This window comes from Streptomyces sp. NPDC001056, assembly GCF_053598955.1.
In genome coordinates this window covers 104,456-114,348 of sequence record NZ_JBSFLI010000028.1, presented here as the reverse complement: position 1 = coordinate 114,348, position 9,893 = coordinate 104,456, and the positions used below count along the sequence as shown (strand labels likewise).

Below are 9,893 nucleotides of genomic sequence, written 5' to 3'. Positions count from 1 at the left end.
TTCGACCAGTCCAGCGTCTCGGTCGGTTCCTTGGCCCAGGTCAGCCGGCGGGCCTGGGCGGCCCAGAAGCCGAGCCGGTCAGCGCTGGCCTGTTCGTACGCCTCCGCGGTGACGTTGGCGTGCGCGGCCAGGTCGGCGGGGGGCGCGAACCTGCGTTCTTCCTTCAGCAGGTTGGCCAGGCTCTCATTGCTCACGACATCCGCCTTTCGAGGGTGTCCGATGTGTCCCAGGCCACAGCTCATCAGACGTGGGGGGCCGGTGACAAGGGTCGTCCGGAAAATTGGTTTAGACCTATGGGGATGTGGGGTGCGGGGCGGAGTAGCGCTCCATAAAGGGTAGGTAACGCCGCGTAAAGACTATTCCGAACTTTTCGGGGCGAATGGCCTAAGCGATCCCTCGCGATGATGGATAAATCATTTGATCGGCTTGTCGTACTAATTCCTTCTCGGGTTCATGCGATCTTGGGCGGCGCCGCCGGTTCAAACCTGGCGGATCACCACAAAAGCCCTCGCCAGCGTTCGTCTGAGAGAAGGAAGAAGGTGGGCGGAACATGGCCGCCACCCAGAGGATCGCCGTCGGCGTGGTCGCCGCGGCCTGTGCCGCGTCGCTCGCGGCCTGCGGGACCGGCCCCGACGGTGCGAAGCGGGGGACGTCCGGCCCGCAGCAGGGGGCGCCCGCGGCACCCGCGCCCAAGAGCGTCCTGCGGCTGATCGGCGACGGATCGACCGCGTACACCGGCGCGCAGCCCCATCTGCCGAGGCCCGAGCGGCTGAAGCCCGGTCAGAAGCCTCCGCAGTTCGTCGTCTTCTCCTGGGACGGGGCGGGCGAGGACAGCCAGAAGCTGTTCTCGCACTTCCGCAAGGTCGCCAAGGAGAACAACGCCAATATGACGTTCTTCCTCAGCGGGGTTTATCTGCTGCCCGAGGACAAACGCGACCTCTACAAGCCGCCACAGCACTCGCCGGGCAGCTCCGACATCGGCTTCAACGACCAGCGGGGGATCAGCGACACCGTCAAGCAGGCCCGGCTCGCCTGGCTGGACGGCAACGAGATCGGCACCCACTTCAACGGCCACTTCTGCGGGCCCGACGGCGGGGTCGGCACCTGGTCGGTGGACGAGTGGAAGAGCGAGATCACCCAGGCCAAGCAGTTCGTGGAGAACTGGAAGACGAACTCGGGCATGAAGAACGCGGCCCCGCTGCCCTTCGACTACGACAAGGAGCTGATCGGGGGCCGCACTCCCTGCCTGGAGGGCCGGGAGAACTTCGTGAAGGCGGCCCGCCAGCTGGGCTTCCGCTACGACTCCAGCGGGGTCGACAACCAGCTCTGGCCGAAGAAGAAGGACGGCCTGTGGGACCTGTCCATGCAGCTGGTCCCCTTCCCCGGGCACGACTACGAGCAGCTGACCATGGACTACAACTTCATGATCAACCAGTCCGGCACCCAGACCCAGGGCGACCCCGACAAGTTCGACTCCTGGGGTGACCAGGTGCGCGACGGACTCCTCCAGGGCTTCGAGCGGGCCTACGACGGCAACCGCGCGCCCCTGATCATCGGCAACCACTTCGAGTCCTGGAACGGCGGCACCTACATGCGCGCCGTCGAGGAAGTCGTGAAGAAGGTCTGCAACAGGCCCGAGGTGCGCTGCGTCTCCTTCCATCAGCTGGCCGACTGGCTGGACGCCCAGGACCCCAAGACCCTCGACAGTTTGCGGGGCCTGAAAGTGGGCGAGGCGCCCAAGCAGGGCTGGGCGTCCTTCCTCTCCGGCCGCCCGGCCCCGGCGCCCAAGGGGGTCCCCGGGGCGCCGGCGGTCAAGGGATAGCCGCCGGGCGGGAGTTGTCAGGCGGAGGTCCTCACAGCGGGGTCCTCGCACCGAGGTCCTCGCGCCGTAGTCCTCGCAACGGGGTCTTCACGCGGGTGTCGAGACGCCCGCCTGGATGCCCGTCTCGACGCCCGCCTCCATACCCTCGCCGAGCACGAACCCGGGGTCGACCTGCGCCGCCAGGTCGGCCCCGGTGCGCTCGTTGCCCCACGACTCGGCGTTCTTCAGATGGAAGTGCACCATCTGGCGCATGTAGCGCTCCCGGTCCCGCCGTTCGTACGTGGCGTCCGCGGTGGCCCGCAGGGTCGCGAGCGCACGCGCGTTGGCCTCCTCCAGGAGGTCGAACCGCGGCGGACGGCCCTTCTCCATGGCCCGCACCCAGTCCGAGCGCCCGACCGTGACCAGCAGGTCGTCCCCGACCTCGGCGCGCAGGAAGTCGACATCGTCCTGCTCCTGGATCTTGTTGCCGACGACCTTCAGGGCGACGCCGAAGTCGCGGGCGTACTCCTTGTACTGGCGGTAGACGGAGACGCCCTTGCGGGTCGGTTCGGCGACGAGGAACGTCATGTCGAAGCGGGTGAACATCCCGGAGGCGAAGGAGTCCGAGCCCGCGGTCATGTCGACCACCACGTACTCGTCGGGGCCGTCGACGAGGTGGTTCAGGTACAGCTCCACCGCGCCCGTCTTGGAGTGGTAGCAGGCGACCCCCAGGTCGGCGTCGCTGAAGGGACCGGTGACCATCAGGCGGACGGCGCCGCCGTCGAGCTCCACCGGGCGCGCGCAGGCGTCGTAGACCGGATTGGGCTCACGCACCCGCACCAGACGTGAGCCCCGGCCGGGCGGGGTTGTCTTGATCATGGTGGCGGCGGAGGCGATGCGCGGATTGCTGCCGCGCAGATAGTCCTTGATCAGCGGCAGCCGCTCGCCCATCGCGGGCAGCGCCGCCGCCTCGGTCTCGTCCAGGCCGAGCGCGGGGCCGAGGTGCTGGTTGATGTCCGCGTCGATCGCCACGACGGCGGCCCCGGCCTGGGCGAGATGGCGGACGAAGAGGGAGGAGAGCGTGGTCTTGCCGCTCCCGCCCTTCCCGACGAAAGCAATTTTCATGTTCACCAAGCGTAGTCGCCCGATAGCTTTCGGTGGCATGGTCGAGTGAAGAAGACCACTCCTTCGTGGGGTCTGCCGGTCGGGTGCGTAGGGTCGTACTCATGAGTACGACAGGCGCGACCGCCGATCCGCTCGCGGCCCTGGGCGCACTGCCCGGCGTGGCCGAGTCCGTGGAGTCCGTGCGCAAGGCCGTGGACCGTGTCTACGGGCACCGGATCATGCGCCGACGCAGCAATGAGATCACTTCCGAGGCGGCCCTGCGCGCCGCCCGCGGCTCGGCGGCGCTCTCCGGCGCCGACTGGGCCCTGGAGGAGGTGCGCCGGCGCACCGACTTCGGCACCGATGACGAGGCCAGGGTGATGGGCGCGGCCCTCCGGCTGACCGCCGAGGCGGGCCAACTGCTGTCCATCTGGCGGCAGTCGCCGCTGCGGGTGCTGGCCCGGCTGCACCTGGTGGCCGCGGCGAGCGACGACAGCCGGGTCGGCCGGCCGCGCCAGGACGGCGAGGCGGTGGACGAGCCGCTGGTCGAGCTGCCGCTGCCGGACGCGCGGGAGGTCTCCGGGCGGCTGGAGGGCCTCGCGGACCTGATCATCGCGGGCAGCTCCGCCCCGGCGCTGGTGACGGCGGCCGTGGTGCACGGCGAACTACTCGCGCTGCGCCCCTTCACCTCGCACAACGGGCTGGTCGCGCGGGCCGCCGAGCGCATCGTGCTGATCGGCAGCGGCCTGGACCCCAAGGCGATCTGCCCGGCCGAGGTCGGCCATGCCGAACAGGGGCGGGCCGAGTACCTGGCGGCCCTGGAGGGCTATGTCTCGGGCACTCCGGAGGGCATGGCGGCCTGGATCGCGCACTGCGGACGCGCGGTCGAGTTCGGGGTGCGCGAGTCGACGGCGGTGTGCGAGGCGCTGCAGCGCGGCGCGGCCTGAGCCGCGGCTCGGGGGAGCCCGGACAGGGGTGCGGCGGTACGAGTACTCGTACCGCCGCTGGCATGAGCACCGGGTTACCAGGCGTCCTCGAAAACTCACCCATCAGGTCGGGGACTTTGCCCGCACCTGGTGCGGCTGGCCCGTAATCGACGGGTCGACGTCGCGTGGGTGCCCGGTGTGCATGCGGTGGTCCGTGGGCCAATGCGTCGTGATCGGGGATCCTCTCGGATTTCCTTGGTCGCGCGGGCCGCTGACTTCTTTGTATCGCGCGTCGGCGGCAAGCGGAACCCCTGCTCGTACTTCTTTGCTTTCAGGTACGAGCAGGGGCGAGCGGGGGCGAAACGGGCGTCGGCGGGCGGGTTCCGCGGGACGGGCTCGTCACGGATCTCGCCGGGCGGGTCCCTTCGGACGGTTCTCCTCGGACGGTCCTGCCGGGCGGGTCTCGGCGGAAGGTCTCGTCCGAGGGCGGGGTTCAGGCGGTGCCCCGGCGCCGGTTGGCGTACCAGACGAGGCCGGCCGTCGCGGCCGCCGCTCCCACGGCCGCCGCCGCCACCAGCGCGGGACGCGGCGGCACGGAAAGGGTGGGCAGCCGCTTCTTGAGCGGGACGGGGCGGCGGAACTCCAGCACCGGCCAGCTCCGCGCGGCGGCCTCGCGGCGCAGCGCCCGGTCGGGGTTGACGGCGTGCGGGTGCCCGACGGCCTGGAGCATCGGCAGGTCGGTCGCCGAGTCGCTGTAGGCGTAGCAGCGTTCGAGGTCGTAGCCCTCGGAGGCGGCCAGCTCGCGGATCGCCTCCGCCTTGGTCGGACCGTACGCGTAGTACTCCACCTCGCCGGTGAAGCAGCCGTCCTCGCCGACGACCATGCGGGTGGCCACCACCCGGTCCGCGCCCAGGAGTTCACCGACCGGCTCGACCACCTCGGCGCCCGAGGTGGACACGATCACCACGTCCCGGCCGGCCGTGTGGTGCTCCTCGATGAGCGAGGCGGCCTCGTCGTAGATGATCGGGTCGATCAGGTCGTGCAGGGTCTCGGCGACGATCTCCCGCACCTGCTGCTGGTTCCAGCCCCGGACCATGTCCGACAGATAGGCGCGCATGCGCTCCATCTGGTCGTGGTCCAGGCCGCCGACGAGGAACACGAACTGGGCATAGGCGGTGCGCAACGCGGCCCTGCGGTTGATCAGCCCGCCTTGGTAGAAGGACTTGCTGAAGGTGAGTGTGCTGGACTTCGCAATGACCGTCTTGTCCAGGTCGAAGAAGGCCGCCGCGCGCGGCAAGGAGTGGTTTTCCACGTCCCCGAGCATAGGCGCCCACCATTCGGCGTAAGGTGGGGCGCGTGGGTTTGCCTGAGAGGGCTCTCGGGTACACCATGGAAGTCACGGATCGTTCGCGACCGTGCTAACCCGGTCCGGCTCCTCCCCCCCCCGAGTCGGCCGTGGGGACGACCCCCGCTCTCCCCCCCGGCGGGGGTCGTCGCATGTCCGGACGGGTTTTTTCGCCGCTTTCCTTCCCTCGTACGGCCCAGCGGCCGACGCCCTCGCGTCGCGACCGCCGCTTCGGTGCGCCCGCGATCCGTTACTCGCGGTAATCGTGGGGCTGCGCTGGGGATGTCGCACAGGGATCGGTACAGGGGTCACCGGTTTGGGTGACGGAGTTATTCACAGGGCCTGAGTTGTCCACGGTTTTCCACCAAGATCCACACGATTTCCCGGTTCGCCGCATCGTGATTCCCACGCGCTCCGCCGCGGCGAGTTCACGGCCGGTTCCGTTTGCGGGACGCGTATGGCCGATTCGTGCCGGCCGTTCATATGGAAGCCGCTCGCCGGTTCTCCACGTGCCGGGAAATCGCGTGGTCGCAGGGCCGCGCGGCGAAGGGGGAACACCGTGTCCGGAACCATCACCCATGACCCACCACCCGCCTGCGGAGGCAGTCCGCTCATCGTCACCGAGGACGCCGCGCTCCTGGACGACCTGCTGCGCCTGTGCGCGGCCGCGGGCGCGACCCCCGAGGTGCACCCCGGCGTCCCCGGCCAGGGGGACGCCTGGGCGGCGGCCCCGCTCGTCCTGGTCGGGGACGACGCCGCCCACCGGCTGCTCGGCGCCGCGCGCCGCCGCCAGGTGGTGCTGATCGGTCGCGACCAGGACGACCCGGACGTGTGGCGCCGCGCCATGGAGATCGGCGCCGACCACGTCCTGATGCTCCCGGACGGCGAGCAGTGGCTGGTCGACCGGATCGCCGACGTCGCCGAGGGGGTCGGCCGCCCGGCCCTCACCGTCGGCGTGATCGGCGGCCGGGGCGGGGCCGGTGCGTCCACCCTGTCCTGCGCGCTCGCCGTCACCTCCGCCCGCGAGGGGCTGCGCACCCTGCTGGTCGACGCCGATCCGCTCGGCGGCGGGCTGGACGTGCTGCTCGGCGGCGAGGGGACCGAGGGCCTGCGCTGGCCCGCCTTCGCCGCGTCCCGGGGCCGGGTCGGCGGCGGCGCCCTGGAGGAGTCGCTGCCCGCGCTGCACTCCCTGCGGGTGCTCAGCTGGGACCGCGGCGACTGCGTCGCGGTGCCGCCCCAGGCCGTGCGCGCGGTGCTCGCCGCCGCCCGGCGCCGCGGCGGCACCGTCGTGGTCGACCTGCCCCGCCGCCTGGACGACGGGGTCGGCGAGGTCCTCGCCCAGCTCGACCTGGCCCTCCTCGTCGTCCCCGCCGAACTGCGGGCGGTCGCGGCGGCCGGGCGCGTGGCCGCCGCCGTCGGCACGGTCGTCCGCGACCTGCGGGTCGCGGTGCGCGGGCCGTACACGCCCGGACTGGACGACCAGGAGGTGGCGCGGCTGCTCGGCCTGCCCCTGGCCGGGGAGGTCCCGGTGGAACCCGGGCTGCTGCGGCCGAGGGGCGGCGGGAAACCGCCTGGCGCGAGCGGCCGGAGTCCGCTGGCCCGGTTCTGCCGGGGGTTCTGGGAGCGGGTGCTGGTGGAGTCGGGGGTGCCGGGTGAGCTTCGAAGGAGTTGATCAGGCGGTCGACGCGGCGTCGGCCGATGGCCTCGGCGGCCGGTCCGCATGGCTTCGGGAGCGTGCGCTGCCCGAGGGGGGCGGTGCGCGATGACCTTTCCCGGATTCGACCGAGCCGACGGCGCGGCCCTGCTCGACGGGGTGCGTCGGCGGCTCGCCGAGAGCGGGGCCGAGCCCACTCCCGCGCGGGTCGCGCAGGCGCTGCGCGCGCAGGGGCGGGTGCTCGGGGACGCCGAGATCCTCGGGGTGGCCGAGCGACTGAGGTCCGAACTCGTCGGCACCGGGCCCCTGGAGCCGCTGCTCGCGGATCCCGAGGTCACCGACGTGCTGGTGTCCGCGCCGGACCGGGTCTGGGTGGACCGGGGCGGCGGGCTGGAGCTGACACCGGTGACCTTCCCGGACGCGGCGGCGGTACGGCGCCTCGCGCAGCGGCTGGCCGCGGTGGCCGGGCGCCGGCTGGACGACGCCCGGCCGTGGGCGGACGCGCGACTCCCCGACGGCACCCGACTCCATGCCGTGCTGCCCCCTGTCGCCGTCGGCTGCACCTGCCTGGCCCTGCGGGTGGTACGGCCCCGGGCCTTCACCCTCGCCGAACTCGTCGCGGCCGGCACGGTACCGCCCGGCGGCGACCGGATCCTGCGGGCCCTGCTGGCCGCCCGGCTGTCCTTCCTGGTCAGCGGCGGCACCGGCAGTGGCAAGACGACGCTCCTCAGCGCCCTGCTGGGCCTGGTCGGCGCCGACGAGCGGATCGTGCTCGCCGAGGACTCCGCCGAGCTGAGACCCGACCATCCGCATGTCGTCCGCCTGGAGACGCGGCCCGCCAACCAGGAGGGGGCGGGGCTGGTCACCCTGGAGGACCTGGTGCGCCAGGCCCTGCGGATGCGGCCGGACCGGCTGGTCGTCGGCGAGGTGCGCGGCCCCGAGGTCGTCCATCTGCTCGCCGCGCTCAACACGGGCCACGAGGGCGGGTGCTGCACGGTCCATGCCAACACCGCCGGGGACGTCCCGGCCCGCCTGGAGGCGCTGGCCACGGCCGCCGGCCTCGACCGCGCCGCCCTGCACAGCCAGCTGGCGGCCGCCCTCTCCGTGGTGCTCCACCTGGTACGGGACCGATCCGGCCGGCGCCGGATCGCGGAGGTGCACGTCCTGGAGCGGGATACCACGGGCCTGGTGCGGACGGTGCCCGCGCTGCGGTGGGGGGAGCGGGCGTTCGTGCGGGAGAAGGGGTGGGGGCGGTTGGCGCAACTCCTGGGCGACGCGTGCGGGCTCTCGGCGGGTCTCGGCCCCGAGCACGGGTTCGGCGGGCAGGGCCCGGCGGTGCGATGCGGTGGTGACGAAGGTGATGGGTGAGATGTCGATGGCGGTCGCGCTGGTCGGCCTCGGCGCGCTCGGCCGGCTGCTGTGCGAACGGCACCACGGGGTGCGGCGTGCGCGGCTGCTGCTGGCCGCGGGCGGAGGAACCGGCCCGACGGCCCGCGACCGGCTGACCTCGCTCCTCCGGCGTTCGCGTGGCCGCCTGGGAGTCGAATGGTGGGCGCTCGCCGCGGGACTGCTGCTCGCGCTGCCGGGGAGCTCGGTGATTCCGGTCGTCGCGGGGGCGGCCGTGGTGCCGGTGCTGCGCCGGGTGCGGCTGGCCGGAGAGGCGAGAGGCGATCGGGAACGGCGGGTGGACCGGGTGATCGCCCTGTGCGGGGCGCTCGCCGGTGAGGTGCGGGCCGGACGGCAGCCCGGCGAGGCGCTGCTGCGGGCGGCGCGGGACTCGGGCGGGCTCGGTGACGCGCAGGCGGCCGTGGTCGCGGCGGCACGCTTCGGCGGGGACGTGCCCGGCGCCCTCGCCGCGGCGGCCCGGCAGCCGGGCGCCGAGGGGCTGCTCGGACTGGCCGCCTGCTGGCGGGTGGCCGTCGACCAGGGCGCGGGACTCGCGGCCGGACTGGACCGGCTGGACGGCGCCCTGCGGGCCGAGCGGGACCAACGCGCCGACCTGCGCGCCCAGTTGGCGGGCGCTCGTGCCACCGCCGTCCTGCTCGCCGCGCTCCCCGCCCTCGGTCTCCTCCTCGGCGCGGCGATGGGTGCCGCCCCGTTGCGGGTCCTCCTGCACAGCGGACCCGGCCTCGGCTGCCTGCTGATCGGCGCGGCGTTCGAGACGGCCGGGCTGTGGTGGTCGGCGCGGATCGTGCGCGGAGCGGGGGCGGGGTGACGGCGCGAGGTGAGGGCGGCGGGCAGGTCGGTTCGGGACGCGGAGGGAGACGTGAGGGCGTGAACGGGGACGTTGTGCACAGGCTGGGGACGGCCGTGGTGGTGGCGGGGTCGCTCGGCTGGGGCGGGCGGCTGGTGCTGTCGGTCCGCGGAGGGCGCCGCGCGCGGCAGCGGGCGGCCGGGCTGCTGTCGCGGGAGACGCCGGAGACCAGGCGGCCCTGGGCGGTGAGGGAGGCCGTGCGGCGGTGGCTGCCGCTCGTGGGCGCGGCGGGCGGGGTCTGGGTGCTGGTCGGCGGGGTCGTCGGGGCGCTGCTCGGGCTCGGCGTCGGTGCCGCGCTCTGGCGGTGGCAGGACCGGCGGACGGCCGCGGACGGGGCGGAGGCCGTCGACACGGCCCGTGCCGCGCGCCAACTGCCGCTCGCCGCCGATCTGCTGGCGGCCTGCATCACGGCCGGCGCCGGGCCGGTGGTCGCCGCGCAGGCGGTGGGGGAGGCCCTGGGCGGCCCCGTCGGCCAGGCGCTGGCACGCGGCGCGGCGGAGGTGCGGCTCGGCGGCGCACCGGCGGACGCCTGGCGCCGGCTGGCCGCGCTGCCCGGCGCGGGCGGCCTGGCACGGCTGCTGGAGCGGGCCGACGAGTCGGGGCTGCCCGCCGCGGTGCCGGTGGCGCGCATCGCCTCGGACACCCGCGCGGAGTGGGGCCGCGCGGCGACGGCACGGGCCCGGCGGGCGGCCGTCCTGATCTCCGCGCCGGTGGGGCTGTGCTTCCTGCCCGCCTTCGTCGCGATCGGCGTGCTCCCGGTGGTCATCGGGCTGGCGGGCGGGGTGATGGCGGGGAGGTGAGGGACGGCG

At 73.5% G+C, this 9,893-nt stretch carries 9 protein-coding genes; 6 read left to right on the top strand and 3 right to left on the bottom strand.

The window, feature by feature from the left end; genetic code table 11:
- The coding region (locus ACWDD7_RS28390) for an acetyl-coenzyme A synthetase N-terminal domain-containing protein (protein ID WP_450459502.1) at positions 1 to 194 on the bottom strand (194 nt) is incomplete at its 3' end.
- Positions 195 to 550: 356 nt separating this feature from the next.
- Here ACWDD7_RS28390 and ACWDD7_RS28385 point away from each other — a divergent pair.
- Positions 551 to 1,822, top strand: a complete 1,272-nt coding sequence (locus ACWDD7_RS28385) for a polysaccharide deacetylase family protein (RefSeq protein WP_351876658.1) — start codon at positions 551 to 553, stop codon at positions 1,820 to 1,822.
- An 87-nt stretch (positions 1,823 to 1,909) separates the two neighbouring features.
- On the opposite strand, the gene ACWDD7_RS28380 is transcribed toward ACWDD7_RS28385, so the two are convergent.
- Positions 1,910 to 2,926: an ATP-binding protein gene (locus tag ACWDD7_RS28380; RefSeq protein ID WP_450459501.1), complete on the bottom strand. Its 1,017-nt coding sequence runs from the start codon at positions 2,924 to 2,926 to the stop codon at positions 1,910 to 1,912.
- 101 nt (positions 2,927 to 3,027) lie between these two features.
- Here ACWDD7_RS28380 and ACWDD7_RS28375 point away from each other — a divergent pair, with 101 nt between their 5' ends.
- Entirely contained in the window at positions 3,028 to 3,852 is an 825-nt protein-coding gene (locus ACWDD7_RS28375; protein WP_351876656.1) for a Fic family protein, read from the top strand.
- A gap of 472 nt (positions 3,853 to 4,324) precedes the next feature.
- On the opposite strand, the gene ACWDD7_RS28370 is transcribed toward ACWDD7_RS28375, so the two are convergent.
- Complete coding sequence (locus ACWDD7_RS28370) at positions 4,325 to 5,155, bottom strand: HAD family hydrolase (RefSeq protein ID WP_351876655.1); 831 nt, start codon at positions 5,153 to 5,155, stop codon at positions 4,325 to 4,327.
- Positions 5,156 to 5,735: 580 nt separating this feature from the next.
- Here ACWDD7_RS28370 and ssd point away from each other — a divergent pair.
- The 4 genes from ssd (at position 5,736) to ACWDD7_RS28350 (ending at position 9,884) form a co-directional block, all read left to right on the top strand.
- Entirely contained in the window at positions 5,736 to 6,848 is a 1,113-nt protein-coding gene (gene ssd / locus ACWDD7_RS28365) for a septum site-determining protein Ssd (protein WP_351876654.1), read from the top strand.
- Positions 6,849 to 6,938: 90 nt separating this feature from the next.
- Positions 6,939 to 8,198: a TadA family conjugal transfer-associated ATPase gene (locus ACWDD7_RS28360; RefSeq protein ID WP_450459500.1), complete on the top strand. Its 1,260-nt coding sequence runs from the start codon at positions 6,939 to 6,941 to the stop codon at positions 8,196 to 8,198.
- Positions 8,191 to 9,045, top strand: a complete 855-nt coding sequence (locus tag ACWDD7_RS28355; protein WP_450459506.1) for a type II secretion system F family protein — start codon at positions 8,191 to 8,193, stop codon at positions 9,043 to 9,045. Before ACWDD7_RS28360 ends, ACWDD7_RS28355 begins: the two co-directional genes overlap by 8 nt.
- A gap of 59 nt (positions 9,046 to 9,104) precedes the next feature.
- Complete coding sequence (locus ACWDD7_RS28350) at positions 9,105 to 9,884, top strand: type II secretion system F family protein (protein ID WP_450459499.1); 780 nt, start codon at positions 9,105 to 9,107, stop codon at positions 9,882 to 9,884.
- The last annotated feature ends 9 nt before the right edge of the window (positions 9,885 to 9,893 follow it).

Coding starts and splice junctions, on each gene's coding strand:
- ACWDD7_RS28385 (WP_351876658.1), top strand. CDS start 551: ATGGCCGCCACCCAGAGGATCGCCGTCGGCGTGGTCGCCGCGGCCTGT.
- ACWDD7_RS28380 (WP_450459501.1), bottom strand. CDS start 2,926: ATGAAAATTGCTTTCGTCGGGAAGGGCGGGAGCGGCAAGACCACGCTC.
- ACWDD7_RS28375 (WP_351876656.1), top strand. CDS start 3,028: ATGAGTACGACAGGCGCGACCGCCGATCCGCTCGCGGCCCTGGGCGCA.
- ACWDD7_RS28370 (WP_351876655.1), bottom strand. CDS start 5,155: ATGCTCGGGGACGTGGAAAACCACTCCTTGCCGCGCGCGGCGGCCTTC.
- ACWDD7_RS28360 (WP_450459500.1), top strand. CDS start 6,939: ATGACCTTTCCCGGATTCGACCGAGCCGACGGCGCGGCCCTGCTCGAC.
- ACWDD7_RS28355 (WP_450459506.1), top strand. CDS start 8,191: ATGGGTGAGATGTCGATGGCGGTCGCGCTGGTCGGCCTCGGCGCGCTC.